We start from the raw sequence: 22,619 nt of genomic DNA on the forward strand, positions 1-22,619 counted from the left end.
ATAGTGATTTTGGCCTTAGTGTTGTGTCTCTTCCATTGTAGCCTTTACCAATTCAACTTGGTATACAAATGGCCATTTTTTACCGGTTACAAAAAGGCGTTTGCCTTTTGCATCCCAGGCTATGCCGTTAAATACGTTTTTGTCGCCCTCAAATTTCGCAGGGCGTTCTTTACCGGGCCAAAGCTCCATAAAACTAATTGCTTTCTCTACCGCGCCGGTTTTACCGTTAATTATTAACATAGTATCGTAATCAAATATATTGGCATATATTTTACCATCAATATATTCCAACTCACCGATCTGGTTTACCGGGGCTTCATGATCATAAATTTCAATGGAGCCGGTTTTGTGATAATCATTAGGGTCTAAAAGCCATATCCGGTTAGCGCTATTACCTACGTAGATCTTTTTGCCATCGGTTGTCGCTCCCCAAGCCACACTATCCACATAATTAAATTGCTTAACCTGTTTAAGTGTATTTTTATCAAATACAAAACCTGCTTTATCTTTTTGGGTAAACATTACAATTTTATCACCAATAACAGCACTACCGGTGCCGGTATATTTATCGTCCAGTTTTTGGCGCTGTACTACCTTACCAGTTTCCAGCTCTACCTTCCTGATCTCTGAATGGCCCAGGCCACCGGTACTTTCATACAAGTACCCATCCAGGTACGACAAACCCTCGGTAAAGGCGGTTGTATCATGCGGGAATTTTTTGATCAACTTGAACCTATATCGCGTTGGCATCCGGGTTGGCATTATGATAATATTAGTTGTTACAACCTGACTTTTGCCGCCTTTGTATACATTTGCGGTAATAACCCTTGAGCCGCAACGCAAAGTATCGGTTTTAATAATAACTGCCGATGAGTCTTTTTTTGACCCAACGTATACCCCATCTAAAAAATAAGCGATCGAGTCGGGTCTGTATGATGCCGGGTAACTCACATGGGTATTAACCGGCTTTCCATTCTGCTCGCCATAGTTTACAGACGGACTTATGGTAAAGGTTACAGCTTCGTCTTTCGGTTTACAACTAAAAGCAAGGGCCGCTATGGCAGTAATAAGTAGTATTGATCTATTCTTCATAATTTATCAGCTGATGGCCAAAAGGCATCCTCAATATGGTTTAACTTATAATTGGTTTCGTTTTTAACTAAAATGGCAATAATATCAAACCGCACTTCGCCCTGGTGATCTTTCACATATATGTATTCGTCTGCAGCACCGGCCAGTAGCTTTTGCTTGCGGATATCTACAAAATCCTCGGGCTCACCAAAACCATTGCCTGAGCGGGTTTTTACCTCGGCAAATATAATAACCTTGTCTTTATATGCAATAAGATCTATCTCGGCTTTTCCGTGCCTCCAGTTTACATCCAATACCTCATAACCAGTCGCTTCCAGGTGCGCTTTTGCCAGGTTTTCGCCGTATCGGCCCAAATCATTATGCTGCGCCATTACTTTATTATAACCGATCCTAAATAATCAGAGATCGTTTTCTCTACCTTTTTCATGCGCATGTATTGGGTAAGCAGTATATCCTGATCCTCGTCTGTTACCGCGTTTTGTAGTTCTTTACGCAAGTTGTCTAACATTTTGCCAACCTTATGCATTTTTAAGTGAAATATAGCGCCTAATATAGTTGCCTTCATATTGGCCTGTTCATCGCTTGTCAATATTTTATGCATCTCATACCAGTTTTCACTTAACGTGTATTTGGTGGCAATTAGTGTAACCACCAGGTCGACAATGTCCTTATCGGGGTAATGGATAAAATGCTGCTCTTCGGGTAATACGCCGTTCTCTACTTCTTTACTGTATATCTCTATAAAGGCTTTACTGGCCGGGTGCTCAAACTCCACATCGTTTAACTCGGCAATCATAAACGGGCCAATATAGGTATTGGCAATACCATCCCAATCAATCATTTTATTGCCGTAAAGCAACAGCAGGCGCACAATTTCTTTTTCTTGGGACGAGGTTTCTTTACGCTCTTCCTGAACAGGTTCATCCAGCGGATATTCCTCTACCGGAGTTACCATTCGGCCGTTTGGCTGTTGCGAATCTTTTTTCGCTTTTGCCTGGCGCATTTTGTTGAGTTCGGACAGGAGCGCGCGTTCATCTATCTGTAATATACTGCTGCACTCTTTTATAAATACTGATGCTTTGATCGAATCGGGTATCTTGGCTATACTCTCAACTATATCCCGTATTACTTCTGACTTTTTTATGGGATCATTACCAACCTCTTTAAGCAGCAGTGTGGTTTTGTATAGGATGAAATCCTTCTTGTTATCCTCTATATGTTTTTTAAAGCCGTTGGTGCCTACTAATCGCACGTACGAATCAGGATCATGGCCATCCGGGAAAAGCACCACTTTTACGTTTAGCCCTTCTTCCAATATCATATCTAATCCGCGCAGCGATGCTTTTATACCTGCCGCGTCTCCATCATATAATATGGTGATATTTTTGGTTAGGCGGCCTATCAGCCTGATCTGCTCGACAGTTAATGAAGTACCCGATGAGGCCACCACATTCTCAATCCCGGCCTGGTGCACCGATATTACATCGGCATAACCTTCTACCAAATAACAGTTATCCTCTTCCCGTATAGTTTTTTTGGCGAAGTGCAACCCATAAAGCACGCTGGATTTATGGTAGATCTCCGACTCGGGCGAGTTTACATATTTGGGTACGTTCTTATCGCTTTTAAGCGTTCGTCCACCAAAGGCGATAACCCTGCCCGTAAAACTATGTATCGGGAACATCACACGGCCCCTATAACGGTCATAAAGCGATCCGTTATCGCGTTTGACAGACAGACCGCTATCTGTTAAAAACTCTTCCAGGTAGCCCTCTTTAAGGGCCTGGCCGGTAAAGGCTTCCCATTGGTCGGGCGAGTAACCCAGTTCGAATTTTTTTATAGTTTCGGTACTAAAACCGCGTTCTTTAAAATAGCTTAGGCCTATGGCTTTGCCTTCATCTGTATCCAGCAAGCTTTCGTGGAAGAATTTTGCCGCGTATGATGATACGATCATCAGGCTTTCGCGGCGGTTATCTGCTTCGCGATCTTCGGGTGCATCTACTGTTTCTTCAACTTCGATACTGTATTTTTTGGCCAGCCATTTCAGGGCTTCGGGATAGGTAAACTTTTCCAGTTCCATTAAAAAAGTGACTGCACTGCCGCCCTTGCCCGATGAAAAATCTTTAAAGATACCTTTAGCCGGCGATACCGTGAACGATGGTGTACGCTCATTAGCAAACGGCGACAGGCCCACGTAGTTGGCACCGCGCTTTTTTAACTGCACAAACTCGCCTATCACCTCCACAATATCTGTGGCTTCCATTATACGGTCGATAGTTGATTTTAAGATCATGTGTTAAAAATGCAAATGTAGGGCAATTATCCATTGCCGTAAATAAGAACGGTTAATTTACGCATTTTATTTAAAGCTCAAGGCATAGGTGAGGTGTACCACGTGAATGTGTCCCGTTGATACACTTTGGCACATTTGATTTTGTAATGTTTTGATAATTAGACAATTGATTTTCTAAAATCAGTTTCATGATACAGTTTGGCACAATTTTTATGACTTTTAGGTAAGTTTTGAGGTGCCTGAAAACTGACAATTTAGCGTCACCAAAAATATCATATATATTTATAGCGATGGGTTTCAAACCCATCGCTATGTAATCATGCTATACCAGTCTTCGGCTTTAAAAAAGTAATTGCTATCCCCGCCAATACAACCACACTGCCAATAATCTCTTTTAACTCCAGGCTTTCATTCAATATAAACATCGCCAATAGGCAGGTAACAACAGTTTGGCTAAGTAACGTAATGGCTACTTTGGTTGACTCCAAATGACTGATGGCGTAGTTAATAGTGATCCAACCGGTGAGTTGGCATATTATGCCCATGGCAGCCAAACTGCCCCATGTTTTTAAATTATAATGGAACAGGTCGTTACCTAAAACCATACTCAATATCAACAAAAAAACACCGGCCGCCAACATATTATAAAACATAAACGGAATGGTGCTTATCCGCTTTAAAATATCTTTGGTGATGAGGATATAAATGGAATAAAGTAAACTAGCCGCGACAGCATACACAATACCAATATTTAATTTTAGATGGATCAGGTTTGATACCCCAACCAATACCACCATACCTGCAATAGCTATAAACGTACCTATCCAAAACAAACCGCCCGATCTTTTTTTAAACAATAGATAACTTAATAGCCCCACCCAAACCGGCGCCAGGTTAGCCAGTAAAGTGGATACGGTTGCACTGATAATTTTAAGCGACAGGTTCCAAACTGCAATATCTGAAGCGAAAACCAAGCCGCCAACCAAGGCCAGGACCAAATCCTTACGTTGCATTTTAAGGTTGCCTTTATAAAGGCAATAAGGCAACAAACATATCCAGGCAAAAAAGATTCTATAAAACGCGCAAATTATAGGCGATGCATCAGCCAGCTTTACAAATATGGGCGAAAAGGATATGCAGACAATGCCTATAGCAAGGCTTAGTTTGGGATTCATGCGATAAACTTAGTTAATTTTGACAAGAGAGATGGGTGTCATCCTGAGCCCCGTCGAAGGATGAGCGTAAAGGCCCACCCACATGCTTCGAGAGCCTCAGCATGACACCCTTTTTTGAAGAATTACTAAGTAACATTAAATCAAATAATCGTAATTTAGCCGCTCTTAAAATATTATCATACAACAATGAGCCAGCGTATAAAGATCAAAGCATTATTAGAAAGCACAACAACCGATATTGATGTAACCGTTAAAGGGTGGGTACGCGCCTTCCGTCAAAACCGTTTCATTGCTTTAAATGATGGCTCGACCAATAATAACGTACAAATAGTTGTTGATTTTGAAAACACAGATCCTGCCCTTTTAAAACGTATTACCGTAGGCGCTGCCATCAGCATATTTGGTAAACTCATTGCCTCACAAGGCAAGGGGCAAACTGTAGAAGTTATCGCACATACGGTTGAGATATTAGGTGATAGCGATCCTGAAAAATATCCTATCCAGCCTAAAAAACATAGTTTGGAGTTTTTAAGGGAGCACGCTCACTTGCGTTTCCGTACCAATACGTTTGGCGCTATATTCAGGGTGCGTAACAGCCTGGCATTCGCAGTACACCAGTTTTTCCAGGATAAAGGGTTTGTTTACCTGCATACGCCAATCATTACCGCCAGCGATGCGGAAGGCGCGGGCGAAACTTTCCATGTTACCAACTTCGACCTGGCTAATACGCCACGTACAGATACCGGCGAGGTTGATTATAAACAAGATTTTTTTGGCCGTGCCACTAACCTAACCGTTTCCGGGCAGCTGGAAGGCGAGCTAGGTGCTATGGCTTTAAGCGATATATATACTTTCGGTCCTACGTTCCGTGCCGAAAACTCGAACACAACCCGCCACCTGGCCGAGTTTTGGATGATAGAGCCGGAAATGGCTTTTGCCGATATTACAGATAACATGGACACCGCCGAAGCGTTGTTGAAATATGTTATAGCTTACGCGCTGGATAAAAACAAAGACGATATTGAGTTTTTAACCCAACGTTTGTTAGAAGAAGAAAAGCAAAAACCACAAAACGAACGCTCAGAAATGACGCTCACCGAAAAGCTACAATTTTGCCTTAGTAATGATTTTGAACGCTTAACTTATACCGAAGCCATAGAGATATTAAAAGAATCGACCCCTAATAAAAAGAAGAAGTTTCAATACCCGGTTGAAGGCTGGGGTACCGATCTGCAGTCAGAACATGAGCGTTATTTGGTAGAGAAGCACTTTAAGAAGCCTGTTATATTGACCGACTATCCAAGAGAGATCAAATCATTCTACATGCGCCAAAATGATGACGGCAAAACCGTTGCCGCTATGGATATATTATTCCCCGGCATTGGTGAAATTGTAGGCGGAAGCCAACGCGAGGAGCGTTTGGATAAACTGGAAACACGTATGGACGAAATGAGCATACCTAAAGACGAGCTTTGGTGGTACCTTGACACACGCCGTTTCGGCTCATGCCCGCATGCGGGCTTCGGCTTAGGCTTTGAGCGTTTGGTGCTGTTTGTTACCGGTATGGGTAATATCAGGGATGTGATCCCTTTCCCAAGGTTCCCTAAAAACGCAGAATTTTAATCGCTGATTTAAAACAAACACGTCATTGCGAGGAACGAAGCAATCTCTATGGTTGCTAATCAACGTCCTCAATTGTCGTGCTGGCTATCGCCAAATTATATTAAGGATATTGACTGTCTGTTGCAGAGATTGCTTCGTTCCTCGCAATGACGTGTAGTTTAAGTTGTTCTTCGCTTATTGCTAATTAGCCCCACTTTCCCTATATTGTCCCTCGAAATTAACTTATCATGAAAAAATTCTCCCTGATTATTTTACTAATCGGCATAGCTGCATGCCGGGTATTTGCCCAAAGCCATGCTTTGTGGATGCAGCAACCCTCAATTTCCCCAGATGGTAACTGGATAGCTTTTGAATATAAAGGCAATATCTTTAAAGTAGCCTCAACCGGCGGTGCCGCTATACCGCTAACTATCAATAGCTCATACAACGGCTACCCTGTTTGGAGCCATGATGGTAAAACTATCGCTTTCGCGTCAGACCGCTACGGTAATTTTGATGTTTATACCATGCCGTCAGACGGTGGTGTAGCTAAAAGGCTAACGTTTGATTCGGGCAAAGATATCCCTAACGAGTTTTCGGGTGATGATAAAACCATTTATTTTGGTAGCCGCAGGCATGATGTTGCCAGTTCGGTGCGTTTCCCCGAAGATGGTTACTTTATCAAATTATATAAAGTAGCAGCTAAAGGTGGCCGTAGTTTTATGGTAAACTCGGCAGGTACAGAGTTTGTACACTTTAATAAAGCAGGTGATAAATTTATTTTTCAGGATAGTAAAGGTTATGAAAACCCTTATCGTAAGCACCATACCTCAAGCGTAACGCGCGATATATGGATCTACAATACTAAAACGGATGGTTACACCAAAGTATCAGATTATAAAGGCGAGGACCGCGAACCACTTTGGGGCAACGGCAGTACCTTTTATTATTTAAGCGAGCGCAATGGCAACCAAAACCTTTTCCGCTCGACCGAGGCTGATGCAAGCAAAGTAACCCAGTTAACTACGTTTGATAAAAACCCGGTACGTAACCTGTCACGAGCAGACAACGGCACATTCGCCTTCACTCAAAACGGCGATATCTACACATTAAAAGAAGGCCAGAAACCACAAAAGGTAACCATTAATATCAATGCTGATTTTAATGGCGATCAAACCCAAAATATAGCTGTTAGAGGTGGTGCCAGCGAAATGGCCGTGGCGCCCGATGGTAAAGAAATAGCATTTGTGTATCGCGGCGAAATATTCGCCGCATCAGCCGAAGGTGGTTTGGTAAAAAGAATAACCAACACCCCTAACCAGGAGCGCATGATCAAATTCAGTTCGGACGGGAGAAGTATTATCTATTCGGTAGAGAATGAGCAATCATGGGATATTTACAAAGTATCTATCGCCAACAAAAGCGAGCCCTATTTTTATGCGGCTACTACCCTAATTACCGAGCCTGTAATTGCTACCGATAAGGATGAGTTTCAGCCTATCCCATCGCCGAACGGCAAAAAAATAGCTTACCTGGAAGAGCGTAATGTGATTAAGGTTTATGATATCGCCACAAAAAAATCTGTCGCTATATTACCGGAAGGCGTAAACTTCTCTTATGCCGATGGCGATCAAAATTTTGTTTGGTCGGCAGATAGTAAGTATATCTTAGCACAATCTACCGAGGGTAACGCATTAGGCAGCAGTGAGGTGGTATTAATTAAAGCCGATGGCTCGAAAGCACGCGTCAACCTAACCCAAAGTGGTTTTGACGATAACAACCCGCAGTTTGGCATGGGCGATAAAATGATGTACTGGACAAGCGACAAGCAAGGTATGAAAAACCTTACTCGCGGCGGACAAGGCGATGTTTACGCCATGTTTTTTGACCAGGCTACCTGGGATAAATTCCAACTAAGCAAAGAGGACCTTGCTATTAAAACAGAGATAGATAAAAGAGATTCAGTCGATATCAAAAAAGCGATAGCAAAAGCGGATAGCGTGGCTAAAGCCGAAAAGAAAAAAATAACGCCGCCTGCTATACCTGAGTTTTTACCTAACCTGGAAAATTTGGAGGATCGTACCGTGCGTTTAACCTTAACTTCGTCACGTATAGGCGATGCCAAACTATCAAAAGATGGTGAAAAGCTATATTACCTAGCCCGGTTTGATAAAGGGTATAACCTATGGGTACTAACAACCCGCACAAGAGAAACCAGGGTGCTGGCCGAAATAAACGCGGGCGGCGGATCGCTGGAAATGAGCAATGATGGTAAGGCATTATTTTTACTATCAGGCGGTGGTATTATGCGTATAGGAGTTGACGATGGTAAGGTTACACCTGTGCCTATCAGTACCACTTTTACCCTAAATGCATCTGCCGAAAGAGCCTACATCTATGAGCATATCTGGAAACAGGTTAAAAAGAAATTGTTTGACCCTAACCTGCAAGGCGTTGATTGGACCTATTACCATGATAACTATGTTAAATTTTTACCGTACGTAAGTAATAATTATGATTTCCAGGTATTATTGAGCGAATTGCTGGGCGAGTTAAATGCATCACATACAGGCGGTATTTATGCCGTTAGTTTCCCTGATGGTGAGCGTACGGCCGCTTTAGGTTTAATTTATGATTACACAAGAACCAATGATGGTTTGATGGTTAAGGACATTATAACCGGTAGTCCGTTTAGTATTGCTAAAACCAAAATGAAAAGAGGTTATATTATTGACAAAATTGATGGCACAGCCATTACTGCCGATGATGATTGGGCCAAACTATTAAATAATAAAACCGGCAAATTTACACTTATCACTTTCCATGATCCGGCAACTAATCAAACCTATAATGAAACTGTTAAACCAATAACCGTTGGTGCAGAAAATGGCATGTTATACAACCGTTGGGTACGCAAAATGGAGCATTTAACGGACAGCCTATCGCATGGCGAAGTTGGGTATGTGCATATAGCAGAAATGAACGAAGAAAGTTATCGCACCGCTTTTGATAAGGTTTTAGGTAAAAATCTTAATAAAAAAGCATTAATTGTTGATACCCGTTTTAACGGCGGCGGCTGGCTGCATGATGATTTGGTTACCTTTTTAGGTGGCAAGCACTATTTCTCTTTCAGGCCGCAAGGGCATGTAGCCAATGGAGGCGAATCTGCCAACAAATGGGATAAACCAAGCTGCGTATTAATGAGCGAGGGTAATTACTCTGACGCGTTTATGTTCCCGTATGCTTATAAAGAATTGGGCATAGGTAAATTAATAGGTATGCCGGTTGCAGGTACAGGCACCGCGGTATGGTGGGAAAACCAGATAGACAACTCTATAATTTTTGGTATACCGATGATATCAAGCTGGGGGACTAATGAAACCCACGCTACCGAAAATCATCAGTTAGAACCGGATATTAAAGTTAATAACGATTACAATCAGGAGCTTACCGGCGAGGACCAACAACTGGAAGCTGCCGTAAAAGAAATGCTGAAAGAAATAGGTAAGTAATAGAAATTCCCTAACGCAATATATAACGAATTAAGCCCTGCCCGGTAACGGTGTGGGGCTTTTTTTGGGGAGGAAGAGCGCGAGGGCTGTCATACTGAGCTCCGTCGAAGTATGAGCGAGGGCCTTTTTTAATTATGATGATAATCCCGTTGAAAGATTAGAAAACTAGCGCGCTCTACTTTATGGAAAGGTACGTTCCAGTTGCCCTGGTAACTTATTTTGGCTGGGAGCAATTCGCCATTATATGGGATCAATTCAATGTTCATCTTCACATCAAAATCAAAGAAAATGTTACTGTATTTCATATCAACATAACGGCCCAATATTTTAAAGGTGCGTGTATCAAAAATGGTAGTCAGCTCTCTTATCATTACATCGCCATCGGCTATGCTCGGCTTTTTTATCACCTTAAAACGATAAACGGGTATAGAGTCCAGATATTTACCACGCGCAAACTCATAGCTGTAAAACTGCTTCATATCGCGGCCAAAGATCTCTGTTTTACCACTCAAAAATGGGATACCGGTAACTTTGCGTCCCGGAGAGAATATCAGTGTTTTTAGCTTGTCTTTATACGTTCCATTCTTACCTGCCCCGGCCAGCGGATCGCTCGCAGAAAATTCAGAATTATAGGCGTTGTTAAAAATATAGTCGAACATTTCAACAGTATACAGCTCATACTTGCCATTCTTTTTATAAACATTGCCTTTGTCCTGCTTTAACAGGTATTCGGTTTTATGCCTGCCTCCTACTATGTTGTGTTTTACAATTCGGTGTATCTCGCCGTCTACTTTATTATTCTTATCATAAGTGTAAATATTGTTTTCGGCAGTGAAGCCATAGCGTTTCATGTTACGGAAAGCTTTATAAAAACCGGTATCGGCTAATACGGCATCAATAAAATCCTGCGCGTTTAAGCGGTGCGACCGGATATTTATCGGCGAATCAATAACAACGGTTAATAGTGTATCCGGGTTAAACCTATGCTGTGCCTTCAAGCTAAAAGCCGAAAGCAAAAGGCAGAAAGACAGTAAGATTCTTTTCATCATTATTCCATCTACGGTCTATAGACCATGGACTACTAACTATCTATCTAATTACCCAATTGTTTAATAGCCAAATAAGCCATTAGGCCAATACTTTGCTCCAAAGCAGTTTCTTCTATATCAAAAGTGGGGGTGTGTACGGCTGATGTGATACCACGGCTTTCGTTACGTGTACCCATACGATAAAAACAAGCATCAGATACCTGCGAATAGTAGGCAAAATCTTCGGCAGCCATCCATATATCCAGGTCCAGCACGTTTTCTTTGCCTAAATAATCTTCGGCATGCGCGCGTGTGGCCTCGGTTAATTTGGGTTCGTTTATCAGGAATGGATAGCCTTTCATAATATTAAACTCGCAGCTTCCACCCATACTTTCGGCAATACCTTCGGCCATTTTTTTCATTTTGATATGGGCCTCTGCGCGCCACTCTTCATCAAGCGCTCTAAAGGTACCTTCCAGCTTAACCTCGTTAGGGATAACATTGGTTGCGCCATTAGCTATTACTTTACCAAATGACAGTACAGTTGGATTTTTAGGGTCGGCCATGCGGCTAACAATTTGCTGTAGGGCTATTAATATATGCGCGGTAATAATTACCGGATCAATGTTTTGTTGTGGCTGCGCGCCATGGCCGCCTTTGCCTTTTACGGTAACATATAATTCGTCTGTAGAGGCCATGTATTTGCCCGAGCGGAAACCAAATTTACCGGCATCAATTAAAGGCATTACGTGTTGGCCTAGTACTGCATCAGGCTTTGGATTTTCCAATACGCCTTCTTTTATCATCAGGCTTGCTCCACCGGGTAGTTTTTCTTCGGCAGGTTGAAATATCAGTTTAACAGTGCCACCAAACTCGCTCCTTAATTCGGTCAATATTTTTGCGGTACCTAACAGGGATGAGGTATGCACATCATGGCCGCAAGCATGCATCACACCCATGTTTTGCGATTTGTATGGAACATCATTAGCCTCGGTAATAGGCAGTGCATCCATATCGGCACGCAAGGCAACTACCTTGTCAGACGGCTTCTCGCCTGTTATCAGGGCCACCAAACCATTATCAGCCATGCGTTCCCAGCCGATACCCAGCTCGTCTAATTTTTTAGCAACAAACGCAGATGTTTCTACTTCATGAAATGAAAGCTCCGGATGCGTATGTATATGGCGGCGATTGCCTACCACTTCGTTAAAAAGGTTTTTAGAAAGTTGCTGTATCTGCTGTTTAATCATTTCCTGTGTTTATTTTAGGCGGATTTATTTTGCCTTCAATTATAAAAAGGCTTGTAAACTTACCTCGTAATTCCTGCATTAGTTTTTCGGCCTCCAGGCGCGATCTGAAATCGCCTGCCCGTACTTTAAAATCCGGCTCGTTATAAGTAATATAAGTACGCATACCCGGATGTTGGTTTACAAACCGCTCCTGCACATCATAAGCTTCTTTACGGCTTGTGCCGTTGTATATCTGCACCCGGTAGCCATAGCCTAATGTTGAATAAGTAGCCGTTACTGCCACACCACCACTCCCTTTTAAAGTAGAGCGCCTGGCTGCTAAAGTATCTATCCGTGCATCTTTTATAACCTCGACCGTGCCGCGGGTTTGCGCCTGTGCTGTTACCGGTACAAAAATAGTTATAAAAAAAATGCACCCGGCTATATTGCTAAAAATTGCTTTATAATCGGGTGCGTTTTTCATGCTTTTTTTTCAAAGCCCTCTCCTTTGGGGAGGGTTGGGTGGGGCCTACGCCTGGCCTATGCCATGGCAGCTTTTATATTTTTTACCGCTACCGCAAGGGCAAGGGTCGTTTCTACCTATTTTTTGTTCAACACGTATTGGCATTGGTTTTTGTAGCTCGCGCGTGTCGTCAAACTGTGGTATGCCTGTACCGCCATCATGCACTAACTCAGGTTTTGAGGTACGCATTTTACGCATATCTGTTTTTGGCTGTGGCCTTGCTTCCTGCACTTCATCAGGTGCTTGTTGCGCGGCAATTCCTCCCCTAAACAAGAAACTCACTAACTCTTTATTAACACTGGCTAACATAGTACGGAACAAATTAAACGCCTCTAACTTATAAACCAGTAATGGGTCTTTTTGTTCGTAAGTCGCATTTTGTACAGATTGCTTTAACTCATCCATTTCGCGCAAATGCTCTTTCCAGGCATCATCTATCAATGAAAGCGTAACATTCTTTTCGAATGATTTGATCACTTCCATCCCATTGTTTTCAACCGCCTTTTTAAGTGGAACAGCTACCTGCATGGCATGAACACCATCAGTAAACGGTACTACTATGTTTTCGATAATATTACCACGGGTGGTGTACACATCTTTCAGTATTGGGAAAGCCTGCTGTGCAATAGCTTCTGATTTACGTTTGTAAAACTCTGTTACTTCTGCAAAGGTGCGGTCGACTAAATTATTTAAGCTTGTTGCTCCAAACTCATCTTGCGTAAGCTCAATATCAACAGAAAACAAACGGATAACCTCTAAACGATAACCTTCGTAATTGTTTACTTCTTTGTATTCGGTTACAACATCTTCAACTACATCAAAAACAGTATTGTTTAAATCAACATCTAAACGTTCGCCAAACAGCGCGTTTTTACGTTTGGTATAAACAACAGTACGCTGCGAGTTCATCACGTCATCATACTCCAGCAAACGCTTACGGGTACCAAAGTTGTTTTCTTCTACCTTTTTCTGCGCACGCTCTATCGAGTTTGATATCATGGAGTGCTGTATAACTTCGCCTTCCTCAATACCCATACGCACCATTAGGTTTGAGATCCGCTCTGACCCGAATAAACGCATCAAATTATCCTCTAACGATACAAAGAATTGTGAGGTACCCGGATCGCCCTGGCGGCCTGAACGACCACGCAACTGCCTATCCACACGGCGCGACTCATGGCGCTCTGTACCTACAATGGCTAAACCACCGGCTTCTTTTACACCTGCACCCAATTTAATATCCGTACCACGGCCAGCCATGTTAGTGGCAATAGTTACCGTACCTGTTTGACCGGCTTCGGCTACTACATCAGCCTCTTTCTGGTGCATTTTGGCATTCAATACGTTGTGTTTGATACCGCGTAGCTTCAACATACGGCTCAATAATTCTGATATTTCTACCGAAGTTGTACCTACCAGCACCGGGCGACCCGCCTGCGTTAGTTTTACAATCTCATCGGCAACGGCATTATATTTTTCGCGTACGGTACGGTAAACCAGGTCTTCCATATCCTTACGACTGGCCGGTGTATTGGTCGGTATTTCTACCACATCCAGTTTATATATTTCCCAGAACTCACCTGCTTCGGTAACGGCAGTACCCGTCATACCGCAAAGCTTGTGGTACATCCTGAAATAATTTTGCAGGGTGATGGTCGCAAAAGTTTGTGAAGCATCTTCTACTTTTACGTTCTCTTTAGCCTCGATAGCCTGGTGTAAGCCGTCAGAATAACGACGGCCATCCAATACGCGGCCTGTTTGCTCATCAACAATTTTCACTTTACCATCGTCAAGGATGTATTCGGTATCCTTTTCAAATAAAGTATAAGCTTTTAATAATTGGTTAACCGAGTGGATCCGCTCAGACTTAATAGAAAAATCGCGCATCAACTCGTCTTTTCTGGCGATCTTTTCTTCAGCCGGCAAATCAGATTTTTCAATTTCTGCTATCTCAGTACCTACATCCGGCATTACAAAGAAATTAGGATCTTCGCCTGATGAGGTGATCAGCTCAATGCCTTTCTCGGCCAACTCAACCGAGTTTTGTTTTTCATCGATAACAAAGAAAAGCTCGGCATCAACCTTATGCATTTCCTTGTTTTGGTCCTGCATGTAATAGTTTTCAGATTTTAACAGGGTTTGCCTGTTGCCGCCTTCACTTAAATATTTTATCAGGGCCTTACTTTTTGGCAAACCTCTAAATGCGCGCAGCAGTGCCATACCGCCTTCTTCGGGGCCTGTTTTGCCTTCGGCAATAGCTTTTTTGGCATCGTTTAAAACACCGTTGATCAACGCTTTTTGCGCGGCAACCAAACGCTCAATACGTGGTTTCAAATCATGAAACTCATGCTCATCACCACGCGGCACAGGGCCCGATATAATTAAAGGTGTACGGGCATCATCAATTAATACCGAATCGACCTCATCCACCATAGCAAAATGCAGCTTGCGTTGCACCAACTCTTCAGGGCTACGTGTCATATTGTCACGCAGGTAGTCAAAACCAAACTCGTTGTTGGTACCAAAAGTAATATCTGCTAAATAAGCGGCACGGCGCTCTTCGACATTTGGCTCATGTTTATCAATACAATCAACAGATAACCCTTGGAACTCATACAAAGGGCCCATCCACTCAGAGTCACGGCGTGCCAGGTAATCATTAACGGTTACAATGTGTACACCTTGCCCGGCAATAGCGTTTAAGTAAGCAGGCAGCGTGGCTACCAACGTTTTACCCTCGCCCGTTGCCATCTCGGCTATTTTACCCTGGTGCAATACAATACCGCCAATTAGCTGTACATCATAATGCACCATGTCCCAGGTAATTTCATTACCGGCAGCCAGCCATTTATTATGGTGAATGGCTTTATCGCCTTTAATCAACACGTTTGATTTTTTAGCGGCCAGGTTACGGTCAAATTCGGTAGCTGTAACTTCTATAGTAGCATTATCTTTAAACCTGCGGGCAGTTTCTTTTACCACGGCAAAAGCCTCTGGCAATATATTTAACAATATAACTTCCAGTTCTTTATCGCGGTCTTTTTGCAACTTATCCAGTTGGGTATAAAGCTCAACCTTTGCAAGCATATCCATATCCGGGTTGCCTTCGGTTTGCTCTTTTATTGACTGTATCTCTTCGTCAATTGATGCTAATCCTGCTTTTATGGTTTCCTTAAATGTTAAGGTCCTGGCTCTAAGCTCATCATTAGTTATCTGGTCAAGCTTGGCAAACTCTGCCTTTACTTTTTCAACCAAAGGCAAAATAGCCTTAACATCCCGTTCTGATTTGCTTCCGAAAAGCTTACTTATAAAATTTAACATATTTAGTTTTATATAGGCATCAACTCAATAATTACGCCATTGTAATTTTGAAGTCATTATGACAGGCAAAGGTAAGATTTTAGTTTTGAGTTATGGGTTTTGAGTTATAAGTTTTGTGTATAAAACACAAGTAAATGACAATAACGGCAAACTATACTGCACTAATACATCAGATATTATATACCCACTTAAAACTCATTACTCACCGCTCAAAACTCACCACCAAAAATTCTATCTTTGCGCCCTATGAATATCCTGATCCTCGGTTCAGGCGGAAGGGAAAGTGCCTTCGCCTGGAAATTAGCTCAAAGCCCAAAATGTAGTCAAATTTTTATTGCCCCGGGTAATGCCGGCACGGGCCAATATGGCACCAATGTAAATATTGGCGTAAATGATTTTGAGGGTATTAAACAATGTGTTTTAAGCAACGGCATTAACCTGGTATTGGTTGGCCCCGAAGAACCATTGGTTAGAGGTGTACATGATTTTTTCCTCGCGGATGAGCGGTTGAAAAACATCCCGGTTATCGGTCCACAGGCAGAGGGCGCGCAGTTGGAAGGCAGCAAGGATTTTTCTAAACAATTCATGACCCGTCATAACATCCCGGCGGCGGCATCACAAACTTTTACTGCTGATACCTTACAGGAAGGGTTAGCCTACCTGCCAACCATAGGCTTACCTATAGTTTTAAAGGCTGATGGACTAGCAGCCGGCAAAGGCGTACTAATTTGTGCATCATTAGCAGAGGCCCAGCAGGAACTAAAAGAAATGCTTACCGAAGCTAAATTTGGCGCGGCAAGTGCCAAAGTAGTAGTAGAGCAATTTTTACAAGGTATAGAGCTATCTGTATTTGTGCTGACCGATGGCAACAATTATAAAATATTACCATCAGCAAAGGATTATAAACGTATTGGCGAAGGCGATACAGGTTTAAATACAGGCGGCATGGGTTCTGTATCACCGGTACCGTTTGCGGATGCCGAGTTTATAAAGAAAGTTGAGGATCGTGTTATCATCCCAACTGTTGAAGGATTGAAAAGCGAAGGTATCCCCTACAAAGGTTTTATCTTCATCGGCCTGATGAATTGCGGTGGCGATCCATACATGATAGAATACAACTGCCGCATGGGCGACCCGGAAACTGAAAGCGTGCTACCACGTATCGAGTCTGATTTTGTGGAGCTGTTATTAGGGGTAGCCGAAGGAAATCTGAACGAAAAAGAACTCATTATATCCAACAAGGTTGCCGCGACCGTAGTGTGCGTTGCTGGCGGCTATCCAGGCGAATATCTAAAGAACAAAGCTATCACCGGCATGGAGAATGTTCGCGGCTCGCATGTGTTCCAGGCTGGTACAACACAACAAGGCGATGACGTTTTAGCAACCGGCGGTCGTGTGTTGGCCATTACATCGTTACAAGACAATATGTTTGATGCCCTGCAACAAGCAACTGCCGATGCCAGCCGTATTTATTATGATGGTTGTTATTTTAGAAAAGACATTGGGTTTGATTTGATATAGTAGCAACTCCCATTTCTCAAACACGTCATTGCGAGCGTAGCGTGGCAATCTCTACACGACAGGTTACGACTTACGTATCGCGCAGAGATTGCCACACTCGTTCCTCGTTCGCAATGACGCGCGACGAGATATAAAAACAAAAGGCTTTTCAAAATTGAAAAGCCTTTTGTTTTTATGCTTATTTAAAGTCTCCCCTTCGGGGAGATTTAGAGGGGTTATGTTAATTTGATGACAACGCTGCTGCACCACTTACGATCTCGGTAAGCTCGGTGGTGATAGCTGCCTGGCGGGCCTGGTTGTATGAAAGTTTTAGGGCTTTCAATAAGTCGCCTGCGTTTTCTGTTGCTTTGTCCATCGCTGTCATACGTGCGCCATGCTCTGAAGCTACCGAATCTAATACCGCGCGATACAGTTGTATCTTGATGTTTTTAGGTATTAGTTGTGCAACAATCTCTTCTTGCGAAGGCTCTAATATATAATCAACCGGTGCTGCTTTTACTTCTTCTTTTTTAAGCTCTGTTTTTGGTACCGGTAATAATTGCTCGGTTATTAAAAACTGCATAGCCGCGTTTTTAAAGTGGTTGTACACAATTTCAACACGGTCATACTGTCCTTTTAAAAAGCCTTCCATAATGCTTTCGGTAATTAACGAAGCATTGTGGAAGTTTAAGTTGTTATACAACTCGGTATTGTTGCCAATAACGGTGTATTTACGGCGCTCATAAAACTCCTGCGATTTTTTACCAATAGCAATGATAGATACATTACCAGCTTTTAACTGCTCGCTATATTTCTCGGCGATTAGGTTATTAGCTGTTTTTATAGCGTTGGCATTAAATGCACCGGCCAGGCCACGGTTTGATGTTACCACCACAACCAATACACGCACCGGCTCACGCTGCTGTAAAAAAGGTGACGAACCATCCTCTAAACTTGCAGACAAGTTTGACAATAATTCCTTCAGCTTATTTGCATAAGGGCGTAATTGTACAATAGCATTGGTAGCACGTTTCAACTTAGCCGCCGAAACCATTTTCATAGCCTTGGTGATCTGCTGCGTTGATGATACCGATGATATCCTGTTTCTTACTTCTTTTAAATTAGCCATTCTTTATTTTGAGTGGTGAGTTTTGAGTTGTGGGTTTTGAGTTTTCACTCATTACTTACTACTCATTACTCAAAACTAAATTAATTATAATTCGCTGCCAGTTCTTTAGCTACTTTTTCAAGTACGCTTGTTAATTGGTCATCAAACTTACCTGCTTTTAATGCAGCAAGTACTTCCGGGTGACGTTGTTCTAACTGGGTTGTATATTCGCTTTCAAACTCGCGGATTTTATTTACAGGTACGCTACGCATTAAGTTTTTGGTACCTAGGTAAATAATAGCTACTTGTTTTTCAACAGATACCGGTGAGTATTGACCTTGTTTCAAGATCTCAACGTTACGGGCGCCTTTATCTAATACATTTTTAGTTGAAGCATCTAAGTCTGAACCAAATTTAGAGAAAGCTTCCAGCTCGCGGTATTGAGCCTGGTCCAGTTTTAAAGTACCGGCTACTTTCTTCATTGATTTGATCTGGGCGTTACCACCTACACGTGATACCGAGATACCTACGTTAATAGCCGGACGAACACCCGCGTTAAACAAGTTAGACTCCAAAAATATCTGGCCGTCAGTAATTGAAATTACGTTGGTTGGGATATAAGCTGATACGTCACCTGCCTGAGTTTCGATGATAGGTAACGCTGTTAATGAACCGCCACCTTTTACGATACCACGGATAGACTCCGGCAAATCATTCATCGCTTGCGCGATAGAATCATTGGCGTTGATCTTAGCGGCACGTTCTAATAAACGGCTGTGCAAATAAAACACGTCACCAGGATAAGCCTCACGGCCCGGTGGACGACGTAATAATAAAGATACCTCACGATAAGCTACCGCTTGTTTTGACAAGTCATCATAAACGATCAAAGCCGGACGACCAGTATCGCGGAAATACTCGCCAATTGCAGCACCTGCAAATGGAGCAAAGAATTGCATAGTTGCAGAGTCTGACGCGTTTGCAGCAACGATGATAGAATAAGGCATAGCGCCTTTTTCTTCCAACGCGCGTACGATGTTTGCTACTGTAGATGCTTTTTGACCGCAAGCTACATATATACAGATAACCGGTTTGCCGGCATCATAAAATTCTTTTTGGTTGATGATAGTATCGATACAAACCGCAGTTTTACCTGTCTGACGGTCGCCAATAACCAACTCACGCTGGCCACGGCCGATAGGGATCATCGCATCAATAGCTTTGATACCTGTTTGTAGTGGCTCGGTTACCGGCTGGCGATAGATAACACCCGGAGCTTTACGCTCTAAAGGCATTTCGTAAGTCTTTCCTGCAATTGGTCCTTTACCGTCAATAGGCTCGCCTAATGTGTTTACAACACGGCCAAGCATACCTTCGCCTACGTTAATAGAAGCAATTTTATTGGTACGTTTAACTGTATCGCCTTCTTTAATTTCGTCAGACTGGCCCAATAATACAACACCCACGTTATCTTCTTCTAAGTTTAATACAATGCCTTGTAAGCCATTGTCAAACTCAACCAACTCGCCTGATTGTACTTTTGTTAAACCATAAACGCGTGCAATACCATCACCCACCTGGAGCACGGTACCCACTTCTTCTAATTCAGATTCTGACTTGAAACCCGCCAACTGCTGACGCAATATTGCCGATACTTCATCTGGTCTTACCTCTACCATAGTTTATTTTAATTTTGAGATTTTAATTATTCAATTAAACAATGCCTTGAGCAAAGTTCTTTTTCAATTTCTTTAAGTTATTTGCAATACTGGTATCTATCTGCCTGTCGCCAACGGTTAAAACAAAACCGCCAATTAACTCAGGGTCAACCTTTGTTTCTAATACCACTTCGCCACCTACCGATGCTTTTATTTCGGCTAATATTTTGGCTTGGTTAGCCGCCGATAACGGGGTTGCAGATACTACAGTAGCTTGAGTAATATGCTTTAGCGTATCATACTGGTTAATAAACTCATGTGCTGTAGTGTATAATACTTCGCCACGGCCTTTGTTTATCATCAGCTTATAAAACGCTATAGATATTTTATTTACCTTACCTTCAAATAACGCGGTAAGGATATTTAATTTCTTAGCGTGCGATATGATAGGATTACTTAAAACCGCTATTAACTGCGGGTTTGCCTTTAAGGTTTTCAGGAAAAAAATCATATCATTATTTACGTCCTCAAGAGATTTTTGCTCCTGCGAAAGATCAATGATTGATTTGGCGTACCTGGCTGCTACCGTTAATTCTGACATGTTTTTAATTTCGGAATTCGGATTTTCGATTTCGGATTTACCTCCGTCGTCAATTCAAATTCATTTATGTAATTATTCAATTTTCTAATTCCGAAATCGTAATTCCGAAATCCGAAATTTAAAGCTTAACTTCTCTTAAAAGCTGGCTAACCAACTCGTCTTGTTTTTGCTGATCTGCAAGTTGTTGTTTCAAAACTTTCTCAGCAATTTCTAATGATAAGGTTGCTACCTGGTTTTTCACATCAGCCATAGCAATAGCTTTTTGATTGTTGATCTCAACCCGAGCCATTTCTATCATCCGTGCACCTTCCGTATGTGCAGCTTCTTTAGCATCGCTTATTATTTGATCTTTAACCTTTTTAGCTTCGTGTAATATTACATCGCGCTCTGCACGTGCTTGCTTTAACAAGGCTTCATTCTCATTAGTTAAACGAGACATTTCTTCTTTAGCAGCTTCTGCTTTCAATAAAGCATCTTCAATAAAACGTTCGCGCTCATTAATGGCGCTTAAAATTGGTTTCCAGGCAAATTTGCCCAGTATAAATAACAAGATCAAAAAAGAGATCGTTGTCCAAAAAACCAATCCTATATGTGGGGTAACTAATTCCATAGTATATATCTTATAATTTCAGTATCATTCAAAATAATTAAAGAATAGGCCGGTGCCAATCGCGCCGGTCTATTCTTTTTTCTCTTAGCCAATCATAGCAACAACCACCGCGAAAAGAGCTACACCTTCTACAAGGGCAGCAGCGATGATCATGTTAGTTTGGATTTTAGAGGCAGCTTCAGGCTGACGGGCAATACCTTCAACGGCTTTACCACCAATTTGTCCGATACCGATACCGGCACCAATAACAGCTAAACCTGCACCAATTGCAGCAATACTTCCAGTCATTGTTTGTTAATTTAAACGTGTATATTAATAGATAATTAATTCAAAAGATTAATGATGATGCTCTTCAACAGCCATACCAATAAATAAGGCTGTAAGCATGGTAAAAATGTAGGCCTGTAAAAATGCCACCAGTAATTCAATAGTATCCATAAATACTACAAACACCACTGATGCCGGCGAAACCCACAATGATTTAAATATAAAGATTAATGATATTAAGCTTAATACAATAATGTGGCCTGCTGTAATGTTAGCAAACAAACGTATCATTAATGCAAATGGCTTTGATATAATACCTATAATTTCAACAGGTACCATAATAATATATAACCAAAGCGGTATATCAGGCGCAAAAATATGTTTCCAATAATACTTGTTTCCGCTTACGTTAACGGTTATTAAAGTAATAACAGAAAGTACCAGCGTTACAGCTATATTACCTGTAAGGTTAAAGCCTCCCGGGAAAAATGGAACTAATCCCAATAAATTATTTATCAGGATAAAAAAGAACATAGTTAATAATAAAGGAATATATCTTGCATATTTTGAACCAATGTTGGGTATTGCTACATCATCACGCACAAACATTACAACAGGCTCCAGTAAAGATTGAAAACCTTTTGGCGCTTTGCCCTGACGCTTGCGGTAACTTGAAGACATACCGATAAATACGATGATTAAAATGATCATCCCCATCCACATACTGGCCACGTTACGGGTTATAGAAAAATCCCAAACTTTTTTACTGGCTGCTTTATCAATCTTACCGGCGGCATCTGCAACTAATATTTTATCATGATCGGCAGTATAGGTATAATATTTACCCTGATATATTTTTTTCTCTGATTTACCCCCAACTTCTTCTTCTCTGACATTTGCAGATGAAAACACTTCTAAACCTTTATCTGTATACAAAATAACCGGCAACGGTAATACTATACTACCAAATATCGGCAATGAATGCGAATCGCCTACGTGCTCTAATATTACGTCTTTAGGATTGAATTTTTCTTCTGCTTTATGCTCTTTTTCCTGCGCAAAAGAGATAGCAGGGAAAATTGCAACCATTATAAAAACGG

The 22,619-nt window shown here is 41.9% G+C and carries 17 protein-coding genes; 3 read left to right on the top strand and 14 right to left on the bottom strand.

The annotated features are described in order from the left end of the window. Positions 1 to 15: 15 nt before the first annotated feature. From JWQ34_RS02285 to JWQ34_RS02300, 4 genes are all read right to left on the bottom strand, one after another. Positions 16 to 1,092, bottom strand: coding sequence for a glutaminyl-peptide cyclotransferase (locus JWQ34_RS02285; protein WP_299353311.1), 1,077 nt, complete (start codon positions 1,090 to 1,092; stop codon positions 16 to 18). Then, positions 1,089 to 1,463 (bottom strand): YraN family protein, encoded by a 375-nt coding sequence (locus JWQ34_RS02290; RefSeq protein ID WP_299353313.1) that lies wholly within the window; start codon positions 1,461 to 1,463, stop codon positions 1,089 to 1,091. The genes JWQ34_RS02285 and JWQ34_RS02290 overlap by 4 nt, the downstream gene beginning before the upstream one ends. Continuing rightward, on the bottom strand, positions 1,463 to 3,385 hold the full coding sequence (dnaG, locus tag JWQ34_RS02295) for a DNA primase (protein ID WP_299353315.1): 1,923 nt from the start codon (positions 3,383 to 3,385) through the stop codon (positions 1,463 to 1,465). Before dnaG ends, JWQ34_RS02290 begins: the two co-directional genes overlap by 1 nt. Positions 3,386 to 3,702: 317 nt before the next feature. Further along, positions 3,703 to 4,560 (bottom strand): DMT family transporter, encoded by an 858-nt coding sequence (locus JWQ34_RS02300; protein WP_299353317.1) that lies wholly within the window; start codon positions 4,558 to 4,560, stop codon positions 3,703 to 3,705. A gap of 186 nt (positions 4,561 to 4,746) precedes the next feature. Here JWQ34_RS02300 and asnS point away from each other — a divergent pair, with 186 nt between their 5' ends. Both asnS and JWQ34_RS02310 read left to right on the top strand, forming a co-directional pair. Then, positions 4,747 to 6,183 carry an asparagine--tRNA ligase gene (gene asnS, locus JWQ34_RS02305; RefSeq protein WP_299353319.1) on the top strand — a complete coding sequence of 479 codons (1,437 nt, stop codon included), beginning with the start codon at positions 4,747 to 4,749 and terminating at the stop codon, positions 6,181 to 6,183. 227 nt (positions 6,184 to 6,410) lie between these two features. Then, positions 6,411 to 9,674, top strand: a complete 3,264-nt coding sequence (locus tag JWQ34_RS02310; protein WP_299353322.1) for a S41 family peptidase — start codon at positions 6,411 to 6,413, stop codon at positions 9,672 to 9,674. A gap of 128 nt (positions 9,675 to 9,802) precedes the next feature. Here the strand turns inward: JWQ34_RS02310 and JWQ34_RS02315 are convergent, their stop codons facing one another. The 4 genes from JWQ34_RS02315 to secA are packed head-to-tail and all read right to left on the bottom strand — an operon-like array spanning position 9,803 to position 15,775. Then, positions 9,803 to 10,723, bottom strand: coding sequence for a hypothetical protein (locus JWQ34_RS02315; protein WP_367278584.1), 921 nt, complete (start codon positions 10,721 to 10,723; stop codon positions 9,803 to 9,805). 44 nt (positions 10,724 to 10,767) lie between these two features. Next, on the bottom strand, positions 10,768 to 11,952 hold the full coding sequence (locus JWQ34_RS02320; protein WP_299353324.1) for an amidohydrolase: 1,185 nt from the start codon (positions 11,950 to 11,952) through the stop codon (positions 10,768 to 10,770). Continuing rightward, positions 11,945 to 12,415 carry an SPOR domain-containing protein gene (locus JWQ34_RS02325; RefSeq protein WP_299353326.1) on the bottom strand — a complete coding sequence of 157 codons (471 nt, stop codon included), beginning with the start codon at positions 12,413 to 12,415 and terminating at the stop codon, positions 11,945 to 11,947. Before JWQ34_RS02325 ends, JWQ34_RS02320 begins: the two co-directional genes overlap by 8 nt. Positions 12,416 to 12,460: 45 nt before the next feature. Beyond that, positions 12,461 to 15,775, bottom strand: a complete 3,315-nt coding sequence (secA, locus tag JWQ34_RS02330) for a preprotein translocase subunit SecA (protein WP_299353328.1) — start codon at positions 15,773 to 15,775, stop codon at positions 12,461 to 12,463. Positions 15,776 to 16,021: 246 nt separating this feature from the next. On the opposite strand from secA, the gene purD reads away from it, so the two are divergent. Continuing rightward, entirely contained in the window at positions 16,022 to 17,296 is a 1,275-nt protein-coding gene (gene purD / locus JWQ34_RS02335) for a phosphoribosylamine--glycine ligase (protein WP_299353331.1), read from the top strand. Positions 17,297 to 17,516: 220 nt separating this feature from the next. On the opposite strand, the gene atpG is transcribed toward purD, so the two are convergent. The 6 genes from atpG to atpB all read right to left on the bottom strand — a co-directional run bounded on the left by atpG (position 17,517) and on the right by atpB (position 22,608). Further along, the gene (atpG, locus tag JWQ34_RS02340) at positions 17,517 to 18,404 is read right to left on the bottom strand and encodes an ATP synthase F1 subunit gamma (RefSeq protein ID WP_299353333.1); all 888 of its coding nucleotides are present in this window, start codon (positions 18,402 to 18,404) and stop codon (positions 17,517 to 17,519) included. Positions 18,405 to 18,484: 80 nt separating this feature from the next. Further along, positions 18,485 to 20,062: a F0F1 ATP synthase subunit alpha gene (atpA, locus tag JWQ34_RS02345; protein WP_299353335.1), complete on the bottom strand. Its 1,578-nt coding sequence runs from the start codon at positions 20,060 to 20,062 to the stop codon at positions 18,485 to 18,487. Between the two features lie 34 nt (positions 20,063 to 20,096). After that, the gene (gene atpH / locus JWQ34_RS02350) at positions 20,097 to 20,642 is read right to left on the bottom strand and encodes an ATP synthase F1 subunit delta (protein ID WP_299353337.1); all 546 of its coding nucleotides are present in this window, start codon (positions 20,640 to 20,642) and stop codon (positions 20,097 to 20,099) included. A gap of 118 nt (positions 20,643 to 20,760) precedes the next feature. Next, positions 20,761 to 21,252, bottom strand: a complete 492-nt coding sequence (locus JWQ34_RS02355) for a F0F1 ATP synthase subunit B (protein WP_299353340.1) — start codon at positions 21,250 to 21,252, stop codon at positions 20,761 to 20,763. Positions 21,253 to 21,336: 84 nt separating this feature from the next. Beyond that, positions 21,337 to 21,540 (bottom strand): ATP synthase F0 subunit C, encoded by a 204-nt coding sequence (gene atpE / locus JWQ34_RS02360; RefSeq protein ID WP_299353342.1) that lies wholly within the window; start codon positions 21,538 to 21,540, stop codon positions 21,337 to 21,339. 48 nt (positions 21,541 to 21,588) lie between these two features. Further along, entirely contained in the window at positions 21,589 to 22,608 is a 1,020-nt protein-coding gene (gene atpB, locus JWQ34_RS02365) for a F0F1 ATP synthase subunit A (protein ID WP_299353343.1), read from the bottom strand. Between the last annotated feature and the right edge of the window lie 11 nt (positions 22,609 to 22,619).

Origin of the sequence: Mucilaginibacter sp., from assembly GCF_028288185.1 — a bacterium.
Classification (GTDB): domain Bacteria; phylum Bacteroidota; class Bacteroidia; order Sphingobacteriales; family Sphingobacteriaceae; genus Mucilaginibacter.